Here is a 23,300-nt window from a genome sequence, read left to right as displayed (position 1 = left end):
CCGACCTCCTGCCGACTCCGAGAGACACGCGTGCTCATAAAACTCCTGCGGGGCTACCTCGGCCCGTACAAGAAACCGATCATGCTGCTGGTGGCGCTCCAGCTGCTGCAGACCTGCGCCACCCTCTATCTCCCCTCCCTCAACGCCGACATCATCGACAACGGTGTCGTCGAGGGGGACACGGGCTACATCCTGGAGTACGGCGGCATCATGCTCGGCGTCTCCATCGCCCAGGTCGTCTGCAACATGGGGGCGGTCTTCTACGGTGCGCGCACCGCGGCCGCACTCGGCCGGGATGTCCGGGCGTCGGTCTTCGACCGGGTTCAGTCGTTCTCGGCACGTGAGGTCGGGCGCTTCGGGGCGCCCTCGCTGATCACCCGTACGACCAATGACGTCCAGCAGGTCCAGATGCTGGTCCTGATGACGTTCACCATGATGGTCTCGGCGCCGATCATGTGTGTAGGCGGCATCATCCTGGCGCTCGGCCAGGACGTTCCGCTGTCGGCGGTGCTGCTCGCGGTGGTGCCGGTACTCGGCATCGCGGTGGGTCTCATCGTGCGGCGGATGCGGCCGCTGTTCCGCACGATGCAGGAGCGGCTCGACACGGTGAACCGGGTGCTGCGCGAGCAGATCACCGGCAACCGGGTCATCCGCGCCTTCGTGCGGGACCCGTACGAGGAGAAGCGGTTCCGCGGCGCCAACACCGAGCTGACCGATGTGGCGCTCTCCACCGGGCGTCTGATGGCGCTGATGTTCCCGACCGTGATGACGGTCGTGAACGTGTCGTCGATCGCCGTGGTCTGGTTCGGTGCGCACCGGATCGACAGCGGCGGGATGCAGATCGGCGCGCTGACCGCGTTCCTCGCCTACCTGATGCAGATCGTCATGTCGGTGATGATGGCCACCTTCATGTTCATGATGGTGCCGCGCGCCGAGGTGTGTGCCGAGCGCATCCAGGAGGTCCTGGAGACCGATTCGAGCGTCGTGCCGCCGGTCAAGCCGGTGCGGGAGCTGCGCGCCCACGGTCATCTGGAGGTGCGGGGTGTGGACTTCCGCTACCCGGGCGCCGAGGAGCCGGTGCTGCGGTCGGTGGATCTGGTGGCACGGCCCGGCGAGACGACCGCGATCATCGGGTCGACGGGCAGCGGGAAGTCGACGCTGCTCGGTCTCGTACCGCGGCTGCTCGATGTGACGGACGGCCAGGTGCTGGTCGACGGCACGGACGTACGGACGCTGGAGCCGACGCTGCTGGCGAGGACGGTGAGTCTGGTTCCGCAGAAGCCGTATCTGTTCTCCGGGACGGTCGCGACGAATCTGCGGTACGGAAACCCGGACGCGACCGACGAGGAGCTGTGGCACGCGCTGGAGGTCGCGCAGGCCAAGGAGTTCGTCGAGGAGCTGGAGCATGGGCTGCACGCGCCGATCGCGCAGGGTGGCACCAATGTCTCCGGCGGGCAGCGGCAGCGACTCGCGATCGCGAGAACGCTGGTGCAGCGGCCGGAGATCTACCTCTTCGACGACTCGTTCTCCGCGCTCGACTACGCGACGGATGCCGCGCTGCGCGAAGCGCTGTCGCGGGAGACGGCCGAGGCGACCGTGGTGATAGTGGCGCAGCGGGTGTCCACCATCCGTGACGCGGACCGGATCCTGGTGCTCGACGAGGGCCGGGTCGTCGGGTCCGGCACCCATCACGAGCTGATGGACGGCAATGAGACCTACCGGGAGATCGTGCTCTCCCAGCTGACGGAAGCGGAGGCCGCGTAATGGCCGGTCCTGGCGGACGCATGATGGCGGGCGGGGCGCCGACCGACCGGTCCATGGACTTCAAGGGGTCCTCGAAGCGGCTGCTGAAGCGCTTCGCGACGGAGAAGGCCACGCTGTACGTGATGCTGGCGGCCGGTGTGCTGAGCGTCGGGCTCTCGGTCGTCGGGCCGAAGATCCTCGGCAAGGCGACCGACCTGGTGTTCGCCGGCGTCATCGGCCGGCGGATGCCCGAGGGAACGACCAAGGAGCAGGCCATCGAGGGCCTGCACAAGAGCAACAGCGGCCTCGCCGACATGCTCTCCGGGGTCGACTTCACCCCCGGGCAGGGCATCGACTTCAGTGCAGTGGGGAACGTACTGCTGGCGGCGCTGGCGATCTACGTCGGTGCCGGTCTGCTGATGCTGGTGTCGACGCGCCTGTCGATCCGGGTGATCAACCGGGTCGTGTTCCAGATCCGCGAGGACATCCAGACGAAGCTGTCCCGGCTGCCGCTGTCCTACTTCGACCGGGCCAAGCGCGGCGAGGTGCTCAGCCGGGCGACCAACGACATCGACAACATCTCGCAGACGTTGCAGCAGACGATGGGCCAGCTCATCAACTCCCTGCTGACCATCATCGGCGTGCTGGTCGTGATGTTCTGGATCTCGCCGCTGCTGGCGCTGGTCGCGCTGGTGACGGTCCCCTTGTCGGTGGTCGTGGCGACGAAGGTCGGCAAGCGGTCGCAGCCGCAGTTCGTGCAGCAGTGGAAGGTGACGGGCAAGCTCAACGCCCATATCGAGGAGATGTACACCGGGCACACCCTGGTGAAGGTCTTCGGACGGCAGGAGGAGTCCGCGAGGGACTTCGCCGAGCAGAACGACGCGCTGTACGAGGCGAGCTTCAAGGCGCAGTTCAACAGCGGGATCATGCAGCCGCTGATGATGTTCGTGTCGAACCTGAACTATGTGCTGATCGCCGTCGTCGGTGGTCTGCGGGTGGCATCGGGTTCGCTGTCGATCGGTGACGTCCAGGCGTTCATCCAGTACTCGCGGCAGTTCTCGATGCCGCTGACGCAGGTCGCGTCGATGGCAAACCTGGTGCAGTCGGGCGTCGCGTCCGCCGAGCGGATCTTCGAACTGCTGGATGCCGAGGAGCAGGACGCCGATCCCAGCACGGGTGAGCGACCGGCGGAACTGCTCGGCAGTGTCTCGCTGGAGAAGGTGTCGTTCCGCTACGACCCCGACAAGCCGCTCATCGAGGACCTGTCGCTGAATGTCGAGCCGGGCCACACGGTCGCGATCGTCGGCCCGACCGGCGCAGGCAAGACGACGCTCGTCAACCTGCTCATGCGCTTCTACGAGGTGACGGGCGGTCGGATCGCTCTCGACGGGGTCGACGTGGCGAAGATGTCACGCGACGAGCTGCGGTCGGGGATCGGCATGGTCCTGCAGGACACCTGGCTGTTCGGCGGTTCGATCGCGGACAACATTGCGTACGGCGCTTCGCGCGAGGTCACCCGGGAGGAGATCGAGGAGGCGGCCAGGGCGGCCCACGCCGACCGCTTCATCCGTACCCTGCCGGACGGTTACGACACGGTGATCGACGACGAGGGCTCCGGCGTCAGCGCGGGTGAGAAGCAGCTGATCACCATCGCGCGGGCGTTCCTGTCCGACCCGGTGATCCTGGTGCTCGACGAGGCGACGAGCTCCGTCGACACGCGTACCGAGGTGCTGATCCAGAAGGCGATGGCCCGGCTGGCGCACGGCCGTACGAGCTTTGTGATCGCGCACCGGCTCTCCACCATCCGGGACGCGGACGTCATCCTGGTGATGGAGAACGGGTCGATCGTCGAACAGGGCACGCACGAGGAGCTGTTGGAGGCGCAGGGGGCCTACGCCCGACTGTACGCGGCGCAGTTCGCGCAGGCGGTCGCCGAGGTCGACTGATCCCTCGCGGAAGTCCTGTCGTCACACTGCCGTCGTCGCCCGCAGGGTGGCGTCCGGCAGTGTGACGACAGAACCTGGGGTCTTCCATGTGGGTCAGGCTGGATCAGGGAGCGGCCGCGGACCGAGTGGGGTCTCCCCACGACAGTGCCGCAGACGCGCGGGCCGAACCCCGCGAGCCCAGCGTGATCCGAACGAAAGGCGCTACGGCCTCCGCCAGGGCGTGTTTCGAAAGTCCCGCCTGGCCCGCCCTGCGGGCGGACGACGCTCCTTTCGAAACACGTCCTAGTCGAGGTAGCCGCGGAGCTGGTCGGCGAAGGCGTGGTCCCGCAGCTTGTTGAGGGTCTTGGATTCGATCTGGCGGATGCGCTCGCGCGTCACGCCGAAGATCCGGCCTATCTCCTCAAGCGTGCGGGGCCGGCCGTCGTCCAGCCCGTAGCGCAGCTGGACGACCTTCCGCTCCCGCTCGTTCAGGGTGGAGAGCACCGCTTCGAGGTGCTCTCGCAGCAGCAGGAACGCGGCGGACTCCACGGGGGACGCCGCGTCGCCGTCCTCGATCAGGTCGCCGAGCGCGACGTCGTCCTCCTCGCCGACCGGTGCGTGCAGCGAGACGGGTTCCTGGGCGAGCCGCAGCACTTCGCCGACCCGTTCCGGCGTCAGGTCGAGCTGGGCGGCGACCTCTTCGGGCGTCGGCTCGTAGCCGCGCTCCTGAAGCACCCGGCGCTGGACCCGTACGACGCGGTTGATCAGCTCGACGACATGGACGGGAACCCTTATGGTCCGCGCCTGGTCGGCGAGGGCACGGGACATGGCCTGCCGGATCCACCAGGTCGCGTACGTCGAGAACTTGTAGCCCCGGGCGTAGTCGAACTTCTCGACCGCCCTGATCAGTCCGAGGTTCCCCTCCTGGACCAGATCGAGCATCGTCAGCCCGCGGCCGATGTAGCGTTTGGCGACGGAGACGACGAGCCGCAGGTTCGCCTCGATCAGACGGCGCTTCGCCATCCGCCCCATGACCACCAACCGGTCCAGATCGACGGCGAGTTGGGAGTCCGGGTCCGGGGTGCCCGCCAGCCGCTCCTCGGCGAACAGACCGGCTTCGACGCGGCGGGCGAGTTCCACCTCGTCGGCGGCGGTGAGCAGCGGGATGCGTCCGATCTCCCGCAGATACTGACGGAAGAGGTCGGAGGACGGACCGCCGGGGTCGGGGCGCCCGCGCGGCTCCGGCGGTTCGGGCAGCTCCGCCTGCTCCTTTATGACGCCGGCTGCCACGGGTATGTCCGACAGCTCGGGCGGTTCGGGTGTCGGCGGGTCCACCGCGGCCTCCGGATGATGCATCGCCCGGTTCTGCGCGGGGACGGCCGAGACACGCTCGGTTGTGGTCACGGTCCGGGTCTGCACGGGGGCGACCTCCAGGTGATCGCTGCCGGATCGCGGGGGATGGGGCCCACCGTGCAGTGGGCGGACCGCGCTCCGATGACTCAGGCACCGCCATCCAGTGTGGAGGAAGACACATCACTGCCACGAGGGGCGTGCGCGGACTTTCTGAGTCCGGTCCGTAACCGGTCGGTTACCGGAGGGAGCCCTCGGCGGGCGGTCAGAGTGCGTCGGCGCCGTGATTGCGCAGGGACTGGGCGTACTGCTGCAGCACCCAGACCTCGTTCTGCGCGGCCGCCAGGTGATCCGGGGCGACATTGCTGCCCAGGCGGGTGAGGCTGCCCTGGACGTCGTTGATCCGGCGGTCCACGGCGCGCAGCCGGACCTTGACCAGATGCTCGCCCGCGTACGCCTCGTCGATGGACTTGCCGTGGAAGACCTCGACGGCAAGCTCGGTGACCAGCTTGCGCACGGTGTCGTTGGGGGCGGCGTCGAGGACGCCGACCAGATACTCGCGGTTGTCGGCGAGGCCCTGTTCGGCGCCGCCCGCCTCCGCGATGCACTGGCGCACCGCGGCGTACGGCGGGGCGGTGAACTCGTCGATCCCGTAGGCGTCGAAAGCCGGGGAGACCAGGGCGGGTTTCTGCAGGGCGAGCTTGAGAAGCTCCCGCTCGGTGCGGTGGGCGGGGCTGCGGAGGTTGAGCGCGGGGCCCGAGGGGCCGGCAGGGGCCTGGACCTGCTGGTGCGGGGTGCCGCCGCGAGAGGGTGCGGGTGCGGGACCCCGGTCGCCGCGGTCGCGGGCCCAGCGGGCGAGCTGGGCGACGCGCTTGACGACGAACTGGGTGTCGAGAATGCCGAGCATCCCGGCCAGCTGGACGGCGACCTCGTGCTGGGAGGAGCTGTTCTTGATCCGGGCGACGACGGGCGCGGCCTCGTCCAGCGCGGCGCCGCGGCCCGCCGGGGTCTCCAGGTCGTAGCGCCCGACGATCTGGCGGAGCGCGAATTCGAAGAGCGGGGTGCGGGGTTCGACCAGATCGCGGACGGCCTCGTCGCCCTTGACAAGGCGCAGATCGCACGGGTCCATGTTGTCCGGGGCGATCGCGATGTACGTCTCCGCGGCGAACTTCTGGTCGTCCTCGAAAGCGCGCAGGGCGGCCTTCTGACCCGCCGCGTCACCGTCGAACGTGAAGATCACGCGGGCGCTGCCGTTGTCCATCAGGAGCCGACGGAGGATCTTGATGTGGTCGCCGCCGAACGCCGTGCCGCAGGTGGCGATGGCGGTGGTGATCCCTGCGAGGTGGCAGGCCATGACGTCGGTGTAGCCCTCGACGACGACGGCCCGGCTGGACTTCGCGATGTCCTTCTTCGCGAGGTCGATCCCGTACAGCACCTGCGACTTCTTGTAGATCGCGGTCTCGGGGGTGTTGAGGTACTTGGGGCCGTTGTCGTCGTCGCGGAGCTTGCGGGCACCGAAGCCGACGACCTCGCCCGACGTGTCGCTGATCGGCCACATCAGCCGGCCGCGGAAACGGTCGATGGGGCCGCGGCGGCCGTCCTGGGAGAGGCCGGAGGTGATCAGCTCCCGGTCGCTGAACCCCTTGCCGCGGAGGTAGCGCGTGAGGTGGTCCCAGCCGGCCGGGCTGTAGCCGACGCCGAAATGGGCGGCGGCCGCCTGGTCGAAGCCGCGCTCGGCGAGGAACTTCCGGCCGATCTCCGCCTCGGGACCATCCAGCTGCTCGACGTAGAACTGGGCGGCGATCTTGTGCGCCTCGACCAGCCGGATGCGCTCGCCACGCTGGTGGGAGGGGTTGTAGCCGCCCTCCTCGTACCGCAGGGTGATGCCCGCCTTGGCGGCGAGGCGCTCGACCGTCTCGGAGAAGGAAAGATGGTCGATCTTCATCACGAAGGCGATCGTGTCGCCGCCCTCCTGGCAGCCGAAGCAGTGGAAGAGACCCTTGCTCGGGCTGACCTGGAAGGAGGGGGACTTCTCGTCGTGGAACGGGCAGAGCCCCTTGAGGTTGCCTCCGCCCGCGTTCCTCAGCTGCAGGTACTCGGAAACGACGGCGTCGATCGGGACCGCGTCCCGGACCGCCTTCACATCGTCGTCATTGATCCTGCCTGCCACGGGTGAAGTCTACGGGTGGGCTCGGACAGGACGGGTCCGTGATCGGTGTCGCGGGCGCCGGGTGGGACCGTGAGCACACCCGCCCGGCACGGAACAGCAGCTTCCGCACAGGGCTCAGACCAGGGATTCCAGCGGTACCGACGGGTCCGCGAGCGCGTCCGTGTCGACCGGCCGGCCGGCCTTGATCAGCTCCTGCACGGTCTCGGTGACGTCCCACACATTGACGTTCATCCCGGCCAGCACCCTGCGGTCCTTCAGCCAGAACGCGATGAACTCCCGCTTGCCCGCGTCCCCGCGGATCACGACCTGGTCGTACGAGCCCGGCGGCGCCCAGCCCGAGTATTCGAGCCCGAGGTCGTACTGGTCGGAGAAGAAATACGGCACCCGGTCGTAGCTGACGTCCTGGCCGAGCATGGCGCGGGCCGCGGCAGGGCCGCTGTTCAGCGCGTTCGCCCAGTGGTCCACGCGCAGCCGGGTGCCGAGCAGCGGGTGCAGCGCGTTGGCGACGTCCCCGGCCGCGTAGATGTGCGGGTCGGAGGTGCGCAGCGAGGCGTCGACGGCGATGCCGCCGCCGTCGCTGCGGGCCGCGATGTCGAGACCGGCGGCCTCGGCGAGGGCGGTGCGCGGGGCGGCGCCGATCGCGGCGAGCACGTCGTGGGCGGGGTGTTCCTCACCGTCGTCGGTGCGGGCGGCGAGAACCATCCCGTCCTGGCCGATGATCTCGGTGAGCTTGCGGCCGAAGTGGAAGCGGACGCCGTGGTCGCTGTGGAGCTCGGTGAAGATCTGGCCGAGCTCCGGGCCGATGACCCGGAACAGCGGGGTGGCCTCCGATTGGACGATGGTGACCTCCGCGCCGTATCCGCGGGCCGCCGCCGCGACCTCCAGGCCGATCCAGCCGGCTCCGGCGATCACCAGATGGCCGTTGTCGCGGCCGAGCGCGGACAGCACGTTCTTCAGCCGGTCGGCGTGCGCGAGGCGGCGCAGATGGTGGACGCCCGCCAGGTCCGTACCGGGAATGTCGAGGCGGCGCGGTTCGGCGCCGGTGGCGAGCAGCAGCTTGTCGTAGTGGATGACCGTGCCGTCCCCGAGCTCCACGGAGCAGGCGTCGCGGTCGAGGGCGACGACGGGCGTGCCGAGGTGCAGCTCCACATCGGCACCCGCGTACCAGGCGGTCTCGTGGACGAATACGCTCTCGCGTGCCTCCTTGCCGGCCAGATAGCCCTTGGAGAGGGGAGGCCGTTCGTACGGATGGTCACGCTCATCGCCGACCAGGATCACCCGGCCGCTGAACCCCTCCGACCGGAGTGTCTCTGCCGCCTTCGCTCCTGCCAGTCCTCCGCCGACGATGACGAACGTGCGATGTGCGTCGACCACTTGATGCCTCCTCGGTGCTTGCTGCGCGGCGCCGCCAACTGCGAGCGTCCCGCACACAGCGTGATGGCGAAAGAGGGTGTACCCCGATCAGGTCACACCCAGTGGTCACAGGCCAGTCTGCCAACCGGGACCGGCACCACGCGGAGCAGGGTCCCCCGGACGGAGCCGGCGACACCTGGTACACGGGGCCGGAGTGGGCCGGTGGCGTGGGGTGTGCTGTGCGACAGCTGCTCTCACGGCGGCCCGGCTCCCTCGCGCAGTGCGGTATGTGCTCCCAGCACATCACCTGCGGCATCGCTGTGCGTCGTCGCCGCGCCCCACTGCCGCAGGACATGCCCGAGGGAGCCGGCTGCGAGGGCGCCGGGTGCGTGCCGGCGAAGACGCCCGCTGCGGACGGCCCCGCCTCCCGCCCCCGTGGGACACGCGGGGACCGCCGCCCGCCGCGGAGTCCCCCGGACGGCGGCCCGCGGAACGGGCCCGCCCGCGGTGTCACAGCTGATCGGTCACTCCCGCGCGGCCGTGGGGCGGGCGCGCTCCCGGGACCGGGAACCGGCAGGGCGGGCTCTCAGCCCTCCCGCGACCACCGCCCCCGCGGGGTGAGCGAGGTGTTCAGGGAACGGGCCGACGCATCGGTGAGGGCGGCGATCTGGTCGACCAGGACCCGCTTGCTCGCGCGATCGTCGGGCGCGTGCTCGTACAGCGCGCGGAACTGCGGTTCCAGGCCCTCCGGGGCGCGCGCGGTCAGCGCCGCCGCCAGTTCGGCGATGATGATCCGCTGGTCGGCACGGATCGCCTCCTGTTCGGAGCGCTGCATCACATAGCGGTCGGCCACCGCCTTCAGGACCGCGCATTCGCTGCGCGCCTCGCGGGGGACGACGAGTTCGGCGGCGTACCGTCCGAGGCGGCCGTGCCCGTAAGCCTGCCGGGTGGCGGTCTCGGCCGCGAGGCAGAACCTGCCGATCAGCTGGCTCGTCGCGTCCTTCAGGCGGGCCTGGGCGACGGCCGATCCGTCGTAGCCGTGCGGCCACCACTCCTGGGCCATGAGCCGGTCGAGGGCGTCGGCCAGCTCCTGCGGGTCGGTGTCGGCCGGGACGTACCGTCCGATCGCGACGTCCCAGATCTCGCGGCGCTCCGGCTCGGCGAAGAGGCAGTTGGGGTCGATGTGACCGGCGTGCAGTCCGTCCTCGAAGTCGTGCACGGAGTACGCGACGTCGTCGGACCAGTCCATCACCTGGGCCTCGAAGCACTTGCGGTGCCGCGGGGCGCCCTCGCGGGCCCAGCGGAAGACCGGCAGGTCGTCCTCGTAGACCCCGAATTTCGGCGAGCCGGGGTCGGTGGGGTGGGCGCCGCGCGGCCACGGGTACTTGGTGGCGGCGTCGAGCGCGGCCCGGGTCAGATTGAGCCCGACACTGACCAGCTCGCCGGTCCGCACATCGCGCACGAACCGCTTCGGTTCGAGGCGGGTCAGCAGCCGCAGCGACTGGGCGTTGCCCTCGAAGCCCCCGCAGTCCGAGGCGAAGTCGTTGAGCGCCTGCTCGCCGTTGTGCCCGAACGGCGGGTGCCCCAGGTCGTGCGCCAGGCACGCCGTCTCGACCAGGTCGGGGTCGCAGCCGAGTGCGGCCCCGAGCTCCCGGCCGACCTGGGCGCACTCCAGGGAGTGGGTGAGTCTGGTCCGGGGGCTGGCGTCCCAGGCGAGGCTGCGGGTGCCGGGCGTGACGACCTGGGTCTTCCCGGCGAGTCTGCGCAGCGCGGCGGAGTGCAGCACGCGGGCGCGGTCCCGCTGGAAGGCGGTGCGACCGGGCCGTTTGTCGGGCTCGGTGTCCCAGCGCTCGGCGTCGGCAGCACCATAGGGCGCGGTGCCGTGGTCCTGTGTGCCCTGCGTACCGTCCATGGTTCCGACAGTAATCGGCCGGACCGACAAGACGGCTCAGGCGGACGTCGGAAGAGGCCCGTTCGCTGCGGATTCATGCGCCTCACGTGTGCCGGAACGTGCCCGGCCGGCCGGCGCCCGGTCGTACCGGTGCAGGATCAGCCGCGCCATCGCGCGGGCGGCGGCCCGAAGAGGCCCTCCAGAATGTGCGCGACCCCGTCCTCCTCGTTGGACACCGTGTGCGTGGGTACGGCGGCGAGCACGGCCGGGTGGGCGTTGCCCATGGCGTAGCCGATGCCCGCCCAGTCGAGGACGGTCAGGTCGTTGGGCATGTCACCGAAGGCGATGACCTCCGTGGCGTCGATACCGCGCCCGGCGCAGAGTTCGGCGAGGGTACCCGCCTTGGTGACTCCGGACGCGCTGATCTCCAGGAGTCCGCGTCCACCGGAGTGGGTGAACTGCACCTCGCGGCCCGCCGCGCCCGCCCCTTCGCGCGCGGCGGCCAGCAGGGTGTCCGCGTCGAGCCGGGCGGACCAGGCGAGGAGTTTGGTGACAGGCACGTCGGTGAGCCACAGGTCGGCGAGGGACGGTACGGGCAGTTCGGCGTCGATGTCCTCGGAGAGCCGCAGCCGGTACGCCGGTTCGTACAGCACCCGGCTGCCGGTCTCCAGGGCGAATCCCACCTCCGGCACGGCGGCGGCGACCGCCGTGGCCACGCGCCGGGCGACGGCGACGGACAGGGCGCGGGAGGAGACGACCGTACGCGTCCCCATGTCGTAGACGAGCGCGCCGTTGCTGCACACCGCCGTCCCCGCCAGCCCGGTCGCGTCGGCGAGCCGGTCGACGAACCTGGGCGGTCTGGCGGTGACGAGGACGACCTCCGCACCGGCGCTCTCGGCCGTGCGCAGGGCCCGGAGGGTGCGGGGCGAGAGGGTCCCGTCGCCCCGCAGGAGAGTGCCGTCGAGGTCGGAGGCGATCATCCGGGGAAGCAGCATCGCACGATGCTACTGCCGTGACCGGCAATGTTTGCCGCGACGGGGCAAAGCTTGCCGGGAGGGGCACTACGGGGCGGAATCCGGGCGGGGCGGGCGTACGGCACGCTCCGCCGCCGCATGCCACCAGCGCGGCGGCGAGGGCAAGTTGGGCCGCGACCAGGGCTGATGCGGGTGAAGGCCGAGTGGGAGAAGGGCTGTTGCGCGGATGCGGACGGTAAGCCAGCCATGCCAGTGCCCGTCGGGGCCGGGACCGCAGGCCAGGTCGCACCGCACGTCGTCGAGCGGGAACGGCATCCAGTCGATGCCTCGGTCACGCAGTCAGGCGCGGACGGCGGCCGCCGGGTGCGGGCGGCCCTTCACGTTCTCGTACGCGGCGATGGTCACCCAGTCGTCGGAGTGTGTGCGGGCGCTCGGGAGGTTCATGGCCGCCATGATGCCCGGCGTGTCGACGGCTCGTCAGTGGTTCACCGGGAGCGCGTCGACGGCTCGTCGGCGAAGAAGTCCGCGGGGTGGAGAACCCTTGTGTCCTGATACTCGTCCGACCAGGTGACACACCGACACTGACAAGGGGCTCCGATGCGAGGGAAGCGGCCGCAATGGCTGGGGCGGCTGTGGCCGCGCACGCGGCGTGGGCAGCGCCGGGCCGTGCAAGGGGCCATGATCGCCTGTGTGCTGGGGCTGGCACCCTCCACGTGGATGTACTCCGTGGCCGACGCCCGTGTCCGGACGACCGCGGACGCGCCCGCGCAGCAGGTCGCCGTGGTGTTCGGGGCCGGGCTGTGGGACGGGAAGCCGTCGCCGTATCTCGCGAACCGGCTGCGGGCCGCCGCCGAGCTGTACCGCGACGGCAAGGTGAAGGTGGTGCTCGTCACCGGGGACAACAGCCGGAAGGAGTACGACGAGCCGGACGCTATGCGGACGTTTCTCGTCGCGCACGGGGTGCCGGACCAGCAGATCGTCAGCGACTTCGCCGGGTTCGACACCTGGGACTCCTGCGTGCGGGCCAAGAAGATCTTCGGTGTCGACCGGGCCGTGCTGGTGAGTCAGGGGTTCCATATCCGGCGGGCGATCGCGCTGTGCCGCGTCGCCGGGATCGATGCGTACGGCGTCGGGGTCGACGCCAAGCACGATGCGACCTGGTACTACGGCGGGACGCGGGAGGTGTTCGCGGCGGGGAAGGCGGCGCTGGACGCGCTGTTCAAGCCGGACCCGCGCTTTCTGGGGCCGAAGGAGCCCGGGGTCGGGGAGGCTCTGACGGCCAGGACACCCCCTCAGGGGTAACGGCCGACCTCACGGTCCTGGTGGAGGCCTCGCGGCGCGGGCGGGCGGTGGCGCCTGCCCTGATCACCGGGGCCATCCGGCAGGACACCGTCTTCATGCCGTTCCACTGGGCGGGTGAGGGCCGGGCCGACACGCTGACGAACCCGGCGCTGGACCCGGTGTCGCGGATGCCGGAGTTCAAGGTGTCCGCGGTGCGTGGGGAGGCTGCCGGCGGGTGAGCCAGCTGCCTCCGGGGATGAGGGTGCCGTTGGAGCGGAGGGAGCGGGCGACGGGAGCGGCGGCGAGGTAGACCCAGGCGCGGGCGGTTCCGGTGCCGAGTGGCTTCCCGGCCGGGAGGCGGACTTCTCGGGCGACCCTCTCGTACAGGTTGCCCGGGTGTCCGGGACCGACGTACTCCTCCAGCCGGTCGAGCTGGACGAGCAGCTCGGCGTAGCTCGCGGGCGCGGCGGTCACCATCGTGCCGTGCACGGTGCCGTGGCCCTCGATCGCGTACGGGTAGCCGGGGCCGTCGTAGAGGAGGGCGCCCGGCAGCAGGGCGGGCTGTTCCGCGATCGCCCGGCCGCGGAGGAACAGGTCGTGGTTGGGTTCGCCGGGGAGCAGCGTTCCGTAGACGAAGAAGGGCAGTTCGGGGGCGGTCTGCGGCATGGTCAGAGGGCCGTGACCGGGCCGGTCTGGGATGTCAGCCAGTTGAGGTAGCCGGCGCTTCCGCGTACCACCGGCACGGCGATGATCTCCGGGGTCTCGTAGTCGTGCGCCGCCCGGAGGTGCTCCTCCAGTTCGTCGTAGCGCTCGGCCGTCGTCTTGAACAGAACCTGCCATTCCTCGGTGGTCTCGATGGCGTTCTGCCACCGGTAGACGGAGGTGACGGGCGCGGAGATCTGCGCGCACGCGGCGAGCCGTGCCTCCACCGCACCCTGGGCCAGGGCGTGGGCCTTCTCCTCGCTGTCCGTGGTGGTCAGTACGGTCAGCCATGCCGGTGATGTCACCGTCGGTCTCCTCGGTTCTTCTCGGTTCTTCTGCCTGTCGGGCTTCCTTCTTCGTCGATTGTCCGGGTGCTCCGGCCCGCTGTCCTCCCCTCGGTCCTCCGAGACGGTATGGACACGACATGTCATGAACCCTTAAATCTGATGCCAGCTCAGATCCATCGTCATCGCCCCGCGCACACCGAGGAGTCCGATGAGAACGATCCGGCACGCATCGCACCTCACCCCGGTCGCCATGGCCGCGGCCGCCGTGACCCTGCTGGCCTCCACCCTCACCGCCACCGCGGGCGCAGCCGCGGCCGACCACCCCACCCCGAGCCGCGCCACAGCCGTCCGCCACGCCGAGGCAGCCCTCATCGGGCACGCCGCCGGGCCGGTCTCACCGGCGCCCAGGACGCGATCGTGCGCGACGTGATCGTCGACAACGACGGCAGTCAGCATGTGCGCTACGACCGCACCTACCACCAACTTCCTGTACTGGGTGGCGACTTCATCGTCCACCTGGCACCCGACGGCACCTACCGGAGCGCCGACCGGGCCGTACGCGGCGATCAGGGAGCAGGTCCCGGAAGCACTCGCTCCGGGACCTGCGTCCAGCCGAGAAAGGCTCAGCCTCCGTACGCACGGACCGCCTTGGCGTCCCGCAGCGCACTCCCCCACCAGGTCAGCTGGTCGAGCAGAGTCTTCGCCGCCGCGTCGACGGCCACGGGGTCCTTGTGCCGGCCCTCGTCGTCGAAGAGAGCGCCCGCGTTGTGGAACGACACGGTGTCGCGGAGGGAGACGGCGTGCAGCTCGGCGAAGACCTGGCGAAGATGTTCGACGGCCCGCAGACCGCCGGACACTCCCCCGTACGAGACGAAGGCGACGGGCTTGGCCTGCCATTCGGCGTGATGCCAGTCGATGAGGTTCTTCAGCGGGGCGGGGTACGAGTGGTTGTACTCGGGCGTGACCACGACGAAGGCATCGGCGGCGGCCAACCTGGCTGACACTCTCGCCAGTCGGGCCTGCACGTCCGGCCCCGGGCGGTAGGTGAGCGCGAACGGGAGGTCGAGTTCGGCGACATCGATCAGGTCGGTCTCGATGCCCGGGTGACCGGCGGTACGGGAGAGGAACCAGTCGGCGACGACCGGGGCGAAGCGGCCCTCGCGGTTACTGGCAAGGATGACCGCGACCTTCAGAGGTGATGTGGTGAGTTCCATGCGGCGAGACTCGTATGTCAACCATGGTTGAGGTCAAGCGCCGCCGCTCACCGCCCTGGCGTACGGTGAAACACATGACGACCGCCGCGCCCCTGTACGTCGAGTTCAACGGACACGCAGCAACGGAGGCGGATCTCCGGATCCCCGCCTTCTCCAACTACGGTCACTTCACCGCCATGCAGATCAGGGATGGGAAGGTACGCGGCCTCGCGCTCCACCTGGCCCGGCTGGACGCCGCCAACCGGGAACTCTTCGGCCACGGGCTCGACGGCGGCCGGGTGCGCGAGCTGATCCGGCACGCGCTGGACGGCGCCGGGGTACGGGACGCCTCGACTCGGGTGCACGCCTTCCTGCCGCCGGGCGACACCGGGACGACCGTCATGGTCACCGTCCGCGGACCGGCGCGGAAGTCCACCGAACCGCACTGCCTGATGTCCGTTCCCTATGTCCGCACCGTCCCGCACATCAAGCGCCCCGGCGAGTTCGGTCAGACCTATTACGGGCAGCTCGCCGAACGCTCCGGCTTCGACGAGGCGCTGCTGATCGCACCGGACGGGACGGTGACGGAAGGGGCGATCACCAACGTCGCCTTCTGGGACGGCACTTCGGTCGTCTGGCCCGACGCGCCCGCACTGCTCGGCATCACCATGGCCCTGCTGGAGCAGGAACTGCCGGGCGCCGGGCTGGAGTCCGTGCGGCGCCCGGTGATGCTGGACGGGATCGGCGTCTACCGGTCGGCATTCCTCACCAACTCGCAGGGCATCGCTCCGATCCGGCGGATCGACGACACGGAGTTCGTGGTCGACGAGGAACTCATGAAGCGGGTGGAGTCGGCGTACGAGGCTGCGCCCTGGGACACCGTCTGAGAGGGGAGCCTGGGGACCCTGCAGACCCACATCGAGGGATCGGACCTCCCAGGCCGCACCTGCGAGCCCGGCAGCGACTTCCCCGGCACCGAGGGTGCAGTCTCTCCGCGCCCGTGTCCAGCCCCCGGCTGCCACCTGGACCGCCCTCGCCCCCGAGTGACGGGACGGGACCGCCCCCATCGGGCCCAGGGGGGGTGGGTCCGATGAGGGCGGCGGCCTGGGGCGGCAAGGGAAAGGCCGGCCCGTGGGGGGTGTCCTGCGTGTGCCCGAGGCCGGCGAGCTCATGCGTGTGACGTACACCACTCATTCCTCGTAGCTCGTCACCCGATCGGCACGGTGTGTCGCGGGGCCGGCCACCTGCCCTCCCATCCCCGCTGTGACCTGCACACTTACCTCGCAGCAAGGAGCCCGGCCCGGACCGGTCGAGTGAAAGCTGACCTGGTGTCAGCATGCATGGGTGGCGCGCCGCCCGTTAGCTCAGCACCAGGAGATACTCGCCAGCGCCTCTGCTCGGAGGAACCCCCATGCGCAGTCCTGCCCGCCTCGTGACCGGCACCGCCGCCGCAGCACTCACCGCTGCCACGCTCGGCCTGTCCACCGCCGCGCCGTCCGCGTATGCAGGAGATGTCGGTCAGCTGGAGATTTCCCCGGCGGAAGCGGCTCCGGGCACCACGGTCACGTTGAGCACCACCGCTTGCGGGAACGACACGAAGGCCGCCGGGAATGCGAACCCCCTGAAAGCGGGCGACGTCACGCTGGCGTCCACCACCCGCGAGGAGGAGGTGGTCGGCACGTTCACAGTACCGAAGGAGGCCCATGCCGGTCCGTACCGCATCGAGGTGACCTGCAAGAACGGCAAAATGGCCACGGGCACGCTGCGGGTGAAGGCGGCGAACAGCGCGAAGTACGTCGCCGCGGGTTCCCCCGCCGGCGCCGTGGAAGACAACGGCTACGGCAACAACACGGGCAGCGGCAACTCGGTGCCTTCCCTCAACGGCCTGGCAGCCAGGGGCGAGAGCCTGCTCGGGAACCAGAACCCCTTCGGCATCGGCAACTCCACCGGGAACGGGACCGGGCGCGACAACGGGAACGGGACCGGGCGCAACACCGGTCGTGACACCGGAAACGGCCAAGGCCGCGACAACGGCAACGGCAACGGGACCGGGACCGGGACCGGGACCGGCCGCACCACCGGAAACACCCAAGGCGGTGACACCGGGAACGACTACGGCCGCGACAGCTCCACCGTGCCCATCTCTCCCACCGGGCACGTCAAAACTGGTGTAGGCGGCAGCGTCCGCCCGGACACCTCCCAGATCGCGGCGGGTGTCGGCGTTCTCGCCGTGTCCGCCGTCGGCGGAGCCTGGCTCCTGCGTCGTCGGGCGAGCGGCACGCAGGCGGACAGCTGACGGGGACGTACCCACGTCCCCGTACCGCCACGATTCCGTCCCGGTGGCCTCGCGTCACCGGGACGGGACCCCCACTTCCTTCCTCACGTCCTTCCCTGTCCCGGAGGACGACACCCCGGAGGACGACCGTGTTCCAGAAGGCCAAGGGCTTGCTGGTCGCCGTCGCAGCGCTGGTCGGCGTCTGGCTGATCCAGAACGGCGCCGGCACCGTACTGGTACCGCCGCAGCCGACCACCGCCCAGGCCTTCGCCGCCGGTCCCGGAGTGCAGCCCGGCTCGCCCGTCGCCGCCCCGTTGCGGCCCTCGACGCCCGTCCGTCTCCGTATCCCCAGCATCAAGGTGGACGCCCCGATGATCCGGCTCGGGCTCGGGTCCGACGGCAGCCTCGACGTGCCGCCGGCCGAGAACCGCAACGTCGTCGGCTGGTACAAGGACGGCACCCCGCCCGGCGCCAAGGGCACCGCGCTCGTCGCCGGCCATGTCGACAACGCAAAGGGACGGTCCGTCTTCTACGACCTGGGGACCCTCACCAAGGGCAGCACCGTCGAGGTGGTCCGGCAGGACGGGAGCACCGCCGTCTTCTCGCTCGACGCCATCGAGGTGTACAAGAACAAGAACTTCCCCGACCGGCGGGTGTACGGCGCCTCGCCGTTCGCCGCGCTGCGGCTGATCACCTGCGGCGGCGGCTTCTCACGGGACACCGGCTACCAGGGCAACGTGGTCGCGTACGCGCACCTCACCGGAGTGCGCTGACCCCGGTCGCCGATCCGCTCGCTGTCGTGGGGGAGGCCGTCAGGCCCACTGGTCGAACGCCAGCTTCGCGACGAGTGAGAACACCACGACCAGCAGCACACCACGGACGAACTCGCTGCCCTTGCGCAGCGCCATCCGCGCACCGAGGAGCCCACCCGCCAGGTTGAACACCGCCATCAGCGCGGCCAGTTGCCACAGCACGCTGCCCTGGTAGGCGAACATCATGAGGGCGCCGGCGTTGGTGCAGACGTTGACGATCTTGGCAGTCGCGGATGCCGTCACCAGGTCGAGGTGGAGCACGGCGGTCAGCGCGAGCACCAGGAACGTGCCGGTGCCGGGCCCGAACAGCCCGTCGTAGAGGCCGATGCCGCCGCCGACCAGCACGATCGCGGTGACGGTACGGGCCCGGGTGACCTTCCGGTCCGTGCCCTCGCCCGCCTCCTTGCCGAACTGCGGCCGCAGCATCACGAACGCCGCCACCGCCAGCAGCACCACCATGATCACCGGACGGAGCACGTCACTGCTGATCCCGGCGGCGAAGAAGGCACCGGTCATCGATCCGGCCAGCGCCATCAGCCCGATCCGCACCGCCGTCCCGACCTTCACCGGCGCCTTGCGCACGTACGTCACGGCGGCGCCCGAGGTACCGACGATGGCCACCGCCTTGTTGGTGCCGAGGACATGCGCGGCCGGGACGTGCGGCAGACCGAGCAGCAGCGCGGGCAGCAGGAGCAGCCCGCCGCCGCCCACCACGGCGTCGATCCAGCCCGCGGCAGCAGCGGCGAGGCACAGGACAACGAGGGTGGTCAGGGTGATGTCGGGCATGCTCGCGACCCTATGGACGCAATGCATGTCCCGTCCAACTGCTTCTGCGGGATTGCCGGAAAGTTGAGCCAACTCTGAGCTTTCGGGTCTCCGCAGCCCTCACAGACCCTCTTCGGAGGTGCTGAGCGCAAGGTTCCTCCCGGGCGGGGATCCGGTCGGGCAACACCCGCCGCGCACGCTTCTCACCATGAGGACACAGACGGAGAACGCGGGGCGGCTGTTCGTCGCCTCGCCACCGCTGAAGCAGCGCTTCGACCTGGCGACGGGTGCCTGCCTGGACGACGACGAGGTGTCGGTCCCGGTCCACGCGGTACACGCCGCCCGACGGCGAACGATGGGGTCGCCGCTGCTCCGACGGCATCACGTGCGAGGTGAAGGGGCCGTTCCGCAGCTGATTCCGGCCGTGGGCTCCGGTCGTACGCTTGATCCATGACCCAGGGCTGGAACGCGAGCGACATCCCCGACCAGAGCGGCCGCACGGCCGTGGTCACCGGAGCCAACAGCGGTATCGGTCTCGTCACGGCACGCGAACTGGCGCGCAGCGGTGCGCGGGTGCTGCTCGCGTGCCGTGACGAGACCCGTGGCAAGGAGGCCGAGTCACGCCTCCGGGCGGCCGTGCCGGGCGCGGAGGTGGAGTTCGCACCGCTGGATCCGGCCGATCTCTCCTCCGTACGGGAGTTCGCCGCTTCGTACCGGTCCGACCGGCTGGATCTGCTGATCAACAACGCCGGTGTGATGGCCCTGCCGTGGCGGGGTGCGCCCGCCCCGTCCTGGCGGACGGGCTGGACGCGCAACGATGTGGCGAGCGAACGCCTGTGGGTGGCGTCCGAGCAGCTCACCGGGGTGACCTGGCCGGGCCTCACCCCCTGAGGCCCGGGGCGTTCCGATGCGTCAGCCCTGCCCCTGGACGGCGGCCGGGTCCATCCACATGACCTCCCAGATGTGGTGGTCCGGGTCCTGGAAGGACCGGCCGTACATGAACCCGTGGTCGATGGGCTCGTTGGCGGGCGAACCGCCGGAGGCGAGCGCCGTGTCGACCAGCTCGTCGACCTTCTCGCGGCTCTCGGCGCTCAGCGCGATGATCACCTCGGTGGACTTCGACGCGTCCGCGACGTCCTTCTTGGTGAACTCCTTGAAGCGGGGCTCGGTGAGGAGCATGGCGAAGATCGTGTCACTGATGACGAGACACGCGGTGTTCTCGTCAGTGAACTGCGGGTTGCAGGAGAAGCCGAGCTTGGCGAAGAAGCCCTTCGCCGTCTCAAGGTCCTTGACCGGCAGGTTCACGAAGATCATCTGGTTCATGTCCACTCTTCTTTGCTCATCGGCGGCGCTCCCTTCGAGCGCTTCGAAGGGGTAGACGTCCGGCCGCCGCCGAACTCATCGCCGACGGCGAAGAAATCTTCCGGAGTTCCTGTCGTCGGAGCCACGAAGGTATCGAAGGACGGAGCGGGCAGTGGATCGACCGGCCGACGGGCCACCGAGAAGCTGTCGGCCGACGCGCTCCGGGAACAGACCGGCCGGGACCGGGATGACTGGTTCTCCGTACTCGATGCCGAAAGCGCTTGCGCGCTCCTTTTGTCTCCGCCCGGGATCCGGACATGACGAAGCGGCGGCACCCCCGCACAGGGTGCCGCCGCTTCAGGGTTGTCCGGGTGATCAGGTCAGCGGCTGTCGCTGCCCTTCGCCTCTGCCGCTGCCCGGCCCGCCTCCAGGCGCGCGACCGGGATCCGGAACGGCGAGCAGGAGACGTAGTCGAGGCCCACCTCGTGGAAGAAGTGCACCGACTCCGGGTCGCCGCCGTGCTCGCCGCAGACACCGAGCTTCAGGTCCGGGCGGGTGGCCCGGCCGGCCGCGACGGCGCTGCGGACCAGCGAGCCGACGCCGTCCTTGTCGATCGTCTCGAACGGCGACACCCCGAAGATGCCCTTCTCCAGGTACGCGGTGAAGAACGAGGCCTCCACGTCGTCACGGGAGAAGCCCCACACCGTCTGGGTCAGGTCGTTCGTGCCGAAGGAGAAGAACTGCGCGGCCTCGGCGATCTGACCTGCGGTCAGCGCGGCGCGCGGCAGCTCGATCATCGTGCCGATCGTCAGCTTCAGCTCGGTGCCGGTGGCCGCCTCGACCTCGGCGATGACCTGGTCGGCCTCCTCGCGGACGATCTCCAGCTCCTGGACCGTGCCGACGAGCGGAATCATGATCTCGGCGCGCGGGTCGCCCTTGGCGTTCTTGCGGTGGGCGGCCGCCTCGGCGATCGCCCGCACCTGCATCGCGAACAGACCGGGGATGACCAGACCGAGCCGGACGCCACGCAGACCGAGCATCGGGTTCTGCTCGTGCAGCTTGTGCACGGCCTGGAGCAGCCGCAGGTCGTTCTCGTTCGCGTCCTTGCGGGACTCGGCGAGCGCGACCCGTACCGACAGCTCGGTGATGTCGGGCAGGAACTCGTGCAGCGGCGGGTCGAGCAGCCGCACGGTGACGGGCAACCCGTCCATCGACTCGAACAGCTCGATGAAGTCGGCCTTCTGGAGCGGCAGCAGCGCGGCAAGCGCGGCCTCGCGCTCCTCGTCGGTGTCCGCGAGGATCAGCTTCTCGACCATCTCGCGGCGCTCGCCGAGGAACATGTGCTCGGTGCGGCACAGGCCGATGCCCTGGGCGCCGAAGCGCCGCGCCCGCAGCGCGTCCTCGGCGTTGTCCGCGTTGGCCCGCACCCGCAGCCGGCGCACCCGGTCCGCGTACGCCATGATCCGGTGCACGGCGGCGACCAGCTCGTCGGCGTCGTCGGCGCCCGCGTGCATCCGGCCCTCGAAGTACTCGACGACCGGGGACGGCACGACGGGGACCTCACCGAGGTACACCTTGCCGGTGGAGCCGTCGACCGAGACGATGTCGCCCTCCTCGACGACGGTCCCGCCGACGGTCAGCCGACGCCGCTTGGTGTCGACCTCGATCTCCTCGGCGCCGCAGACACAGGTCTTGCCCATGCCACGGGCGACGACGGCGGCGTGCGAGGTCTTGCCGCCGCGCGAGGTCAGGATGCCCTCGGCGGCGATCATGCCGTCGAGGTCGTCGGGGTTGGTCTCGCGGCGGATCAGGATGACCTTTTCGCCCGACCGGGACCACTTGACCGCGGTGTACGAGTCGAAGACCGCCTTGCCGACCGCGGCGCCCGGCGACGCGGCGATGCCACGGCCGAGCAGCACCGTCTTCGCGTCCTCGTCGAAGCGCGGGAACATCAGCTGCGCCAGCTGTGCCCCGTTGACGCGCTGGAGCGCCTCCGCCTCGTCGATGAGCCCCTGGTCGACGAGCTGCGTCGCGATCCGGAACGCGGCACCGGCGGTGCGCTTGCCGACCCGGGTCTGGAGCATCCACAGCTGGCCGCGCTCGATGGTGAACTCGATGTCGCACAGGTCCTTGTAGTGCGTTTCGAGGGTCTCCATGATCTGCATGAGCTGGTCGTACGACTTCTTGTCGATCGACTCCAGATCGGCGAGCGGCACGGTGTTGCGGATACCCGAGACGACGTCCTCGCCCTGCGCGTTCTGCAGGTAGTCGCCGTACACGCCCGCGTGGCCGCTGGCCGGGTCGCGGGTGAAGGCGACGCCCGTACCGGAGTCGGGACCGAGGTTGCCGAAGACCATCGAACAGATGTTGACGGCCGTGCCGAGGTCGCCGGGGATGCGCTCCTGGCGGCGGTAGAGCTTGGCGCGGTCGGTGTTCCACGAGTCGAAGACGGCCTTTATGGCCAGGTCCATCTGCTCGCGCGGGTCCTGCGGGAAGTCACGCCCGGCGTCGCGCGTGACGATCTTCTTGAACTGCTTGACCAGCTTCTTCAGGTCGGCCGCGTCGAGATCCACGTCGACGGTGACGCCCTTGGCCTCCTTCGCGGCCTCCAGCGCCTCCTCGAAGAGATCGCCGTCGACCCCGAGGACGGTCTTGCCGAACATCTGGATCAGGCGGCGGTACGAGTCCCACGCGAACCGCTCGTCGCCGGCCTGGGCGGCGAGACCGACGACGGACTCGTCGGAGAGGCCGATGTTGAGAACCGTGTCCATCATGCCGGGCATCGAGAACTTCGCGCCGGAGCGGACGGAGACCAGCAACGGGTCGTCGGCCTGGCCGAGCTTCTTGCCCATCTGCTTCTCCAGGGCGTCGAGGTGCGCACTCACCTCGTCGCGGAGCGCCGTCGGCTCCTCGCCACTCTCGAGGTAGACCTTGCACGCCTCGGTGGTGATCGTGAAGCCCGGAGGGACGGGCAACCCGAGGTTCGTCATCTCGGCGAGGTTGGCACCCTTGCCGCCGAGAAGGTCCTTCAGATCCTTGTTGCCCTCGGTGAAGTCATAAACGAACTTCTGACCCTGGAGCTCCGGGGTGGATACGTGGAGATCTTTGTTTTCCGACACGGGTCTCGACTCCTCGAGGACGCGGGTGGCTGCCCTGACGGCGAGGAACATACCCAGATCGAAGGTGTCTGGGTACGTCCACTTGCGCGTCATGCGGCCTTAACCACTCGTCCGCCAGCAGATCGAAAGTTTCTTTCCAGACACACGCATCAGTTCAT

General features: G+C 69.8%; 17 protein-coding genes and 4 pseudogenes. 10 read left to right on the top strand and 11 right to left on the bottom strand.

What is annotated here, in order from left to right; translation table 11 throughout:
* Positions 1-30 precede the first annotated feature (30 nt).
* Both AB0915_RS04310 and AB0915_RS04305 read left to right on the top strand, forming a co-directional pair.
* Positions 31-1,764, top strand: a complete 1,734-nt coding sequence (locus AB0915_RS04310) for an ABC transporter ATP-binding protein (RefSeq protein WP_366689627.1) — start codon at positions 31-33, stop codon at positions 1,762-1,764.
* Complete coding sequence (locus AB0915_RS04305) at positions 1,764-3,689, top strand: ABC transporter ATP-binding protein (RefSeq protein ID WP_366689626.1); 1,926 nt, start codon at positions 1,764-1,766, stop codon at positions 3,687-3,689. Before AB0915_RS04310 ends, AB0915_RS04305 begins: the two co-directional genes overlap by 1 nt.
* Before the next feature lie 282 nt (positions 3,690-3,971).
* Here AB0915_RS04305 and AB0915_RS04300 read toward each other — a convergent pair whose 3' ends face one another.
* The 5 genes from AB0915_RS04300 to AB0915_RS04280 form a co-directional block, all read right to left on the bottom strand.
* Entirely contained in the window at positions 3,972-5,087 is a 1,116-nt protein-coding gene (locus AB0915_RS04300) for an RNA polymerase sigma factor (protein ID WP_366689625.1), read from the bottom strand.
* 196 nt (positions 5,088-5,283) lie between these two features.
* Positions 5,284-7,188 (bottom strand): DNA primase, encoded by a 1,905-nt coding sequence (dnaG, locus tag AB0915_RS04295; RefSeq protein WP_366689624.1) that lies wholly within the window; start codon positions 7,186-7,188, stop codon positions 5,284-5,286.
* Between the two features lie 114 nt (positions 7,189-7,302).
* Positions 7,303-8,562 carry an FAD-dependent oxidoreductase gene (locus tag AB0915_RS04290; RefSeq protein WP_366689623.1) on the bottom strand — a complete coding sequence of 420 codons (1,260 nt, stop codon included), beginning with the start codon at positions 8,560-8,562 and terminating at the stop codon, positions 7,303-7,305.
* Positions 8,563-9,127: 565 nt separating this feature from the next.
* Positions 9,128-10,453 (bottom strand): deoxyguanosinetriphosphate triphosphohydrolase, encoded by a 1,326-nt coding sequence (locus AB0915_RS04285; RefSeq protein WP_366689622.1) that lies wholly within the window; start codon positions 10,451-10,453, stop codon positions 9,128-9,130.
* Positions 10,454-10,590: 137 nt separating this feature from the next.
* Positions 10,591-11,412 carry a Cof-type HAD-IIB family hydrolase gene (locus tag AB0915_RS04280; protein ID WP_366689640.1) on the bottom strand — a complete coding sequence of 274 codons (822 nt, stop codon included), beginning with the start codon at positions 11,410-11,412 and terminating at the stop codon, positions 10,591-10,593.
* Positions 11,413-12,003: 591 nt separating this feature from the next.
* Between AB0915_RS04280 and AB0915_RS04275 the strand changes: the two genes are divergently transcribed.
* Together AB0915_RS04275 and AB0915_RS04270 are read left to right on the top strand one after the other, a co-directional pair.
* Complete coding sequence (locus tag AB0915_RS04275; protein WP_366689621.1) at positions 12,004-12,708, top strand: ElyC/SanA/YdcF family protein; 705 nt, start codon at positions 12,004-12,006, stop codon at positions 12,706-12,708.
* A 29-nt stretch (positions 12,709-12,737) separates the two neighbouring features.
* Positions 12,738-12,926 (top strand): annotated as a pseudogene (locus AB0915_RS04270) (molybdopterin dinucleotide binding domain-containing protein); the annotation flags it as partial.
* On the opposite strand, the gene AB0915_RS04265 reads toward AB0915_RS04270, so the two are convergent.
* Both AB0915_RS04265 and cutA read right to left on the bottom strand, forming a co-directional pair.
* The gene (locus AB0915_RS04265; protein ID WP_366689620.1) at positions 12,886-13,353 is read right to left on the bottom strand and encodes a gamma-glutamylcyclotransferase family protein; all 468 of its coding nucleotides are present in this window, start codon (positions 13,351-13,353) and stop codon (positions 12,886-12,888) included. The pseudogene AB0915_RS04270 and the gene AB0915_RS04265 sit on opposite strands and share 41 nt — an antisense overlap.
* A 2-nt stretch (positions 13,354-13,355) precedes the next feature.
* A complete protein-coding gene (cutA, locus tag AB0915_RS04260; RefSeq protein ID WP_366134771.1) occupies positions 13,356-13,694 on the bottom strand; it encodes a divalent-cation tolerance protein CutA in 339 nt (112 codons plus the stop codon).
* Between the two features lie 232 nt (positions 13,695-13,926).
* On the opposite strand from cutA, the pseudogene AB0915_RS04255 reads away from it, so the two are divergent.
* A pseudogene (locus tag AB0915_RS04255) lies at positions 13,927-14,231 on the top strand (peptidase M4 family protein); the annotation flags it as partial.
* 68 nt (positions 14,232-14,299) lie between these two features.
* On the opposite strand, the gene AB0915_RS04250 reads toward AB0915_RS04255, so the two are convergent.
* On the bottom strand, positions 14,300-14,890 hold the full coding sequence (locus tag AB0915_RS04250) for an NAD(P)H-dependent oxidoreductase (protein ID WP_366689619.1): 591 nt from the start codon (positions 14,888-14,890) through the stop codon (positions 14,300-14,302).
* A 74-nt stretch (positions 14,891-14,964) separates the two neighbouring features.
* Between AB0915_RS04250 and AB0915_RS04245 the strand changes: the two genes are divergently transcribed.
* The 3 genes from AB0915_RS04245 to AB0915_RS04235 all read left to right on the top strand — a co-directional run bounded on the left by AB0915_RS04245 (position 14,965) and on the right by AB0915_RS04235 (position 17,917).
* The gene (locus tag AB0915_RS04245; RefSeq protein ID WP_366689618.1) at positions 14,965-15,756 is read left to right on the top strand and encodes an aminotransferase class IV family protein; all 792 of its coding nucleotides are present in this window, start codon (positions 14,965-14,967) and stop codon (positions 15,754-15,756) included.
* Between the two features lie 524 nt (positions 15,757-16,280).
* On the top strand, positions 16,281-17,165 hold the full coding sequence (locus tag AB0915_RS04240) for a hypothetical protein (protein WP_366689643.1): 885 nt from the start codon (positions 16,281-16,283) through the stop codon (positions 17,163-17,165).
* A gap of 128 nt (positions 17,166-17,293) precedes the next feature.
* Positions 17,294-17,917 (top strand): class F sortase, encoded by a 624-nt coding sequence (locus AB0915_RS04235; RefSeq protein WP_366689617.1) that lies wholly within the window; start codon positions 17,294-17,296, stop codon positions 17,915-17,917.
* Positions 17,918-17,956: 39 nt separating this feature from the next.
* Here the strand turns inward: AB0915_RS04235 and AB0915_RS04230 are convergent, their stop codons facing one another.
* Positions 17,957-18,742, bottom strand: a complete 786-nt coding sequence (locus tag AB0915_RS04230; RefSeq protein WP_366689616.1) for a TSUP family transporter — start codon at positions 18,740-18,742, stop codon at positions 17,957-17,959.
* 211 nt (positions 18,743-18,953) lie between these two features.
* On the opposite strand from AB0915_RS04230, the pseudogene AB0915_RS04225 reads away from it, so the two are divergent.
* Positions 18,954-19,055, top strand: a pseudogene (locus AB0915_RS04225) (nitrite reductase (NAD(P)H) small subunit); the annotation flags it as partial.
* 116 nt (positions 19,056-19,171) lie between these two features.
* Positions 19,172-19,492 (top strand): annotated as a pseudogene (locus tag AB0915_RS04220) (SDR family NAD(P)-dependent oxidoreductase); the annotation flags it as partial.
* 141 nt (positions 19,493-19,633) lie between these two features.
* On the opposite strand, the gene AB0915_RS04215 reads toward AB0915_RS04220, so the two are convergent.
* Positions 19,634-20,044 carry a VOC family protein gene (locus AB0915_RS04215; protein ID WP_366689615.1) on the bottom strand — a complete coding sequence of 137 codons (411 nt, stop codon included), beginning with the start codon at positions 20,042-20,044 and terminating at the stop codon, positions 19,634-19,636.
* Positions 20,045-20,403: 359 nt separating this feature from the next.
* Positions 20,404-23,235, bottom strand: coding sequence for a pyruvate, phosphate dikinase (gene ppdK / locus AB0915_RS04210; RefSeq protein ID WP_366689614.1), 2,832 nt, complete (start codon positions 23,233-23,235; stop codon positions 20,404-20,406).
* Positions 23,236-23,300: the final 65 nt, after the last annotated feature.

The organism is Streptomyces sp. NPDC048411, assembly GCF_040704695.1.
In the GTDB taxonomy this organism is placed as follows: Bacteria; Actinomycetota; Actinomycetes; order Streptomycetales; family Streptomycetaceae; genus Streptomyces.
The sequence above is the reverse complement of the archived record's forward strand: the minus strand, read 5'-3'. Positions and strand labels throughout refer to the sequence as shown.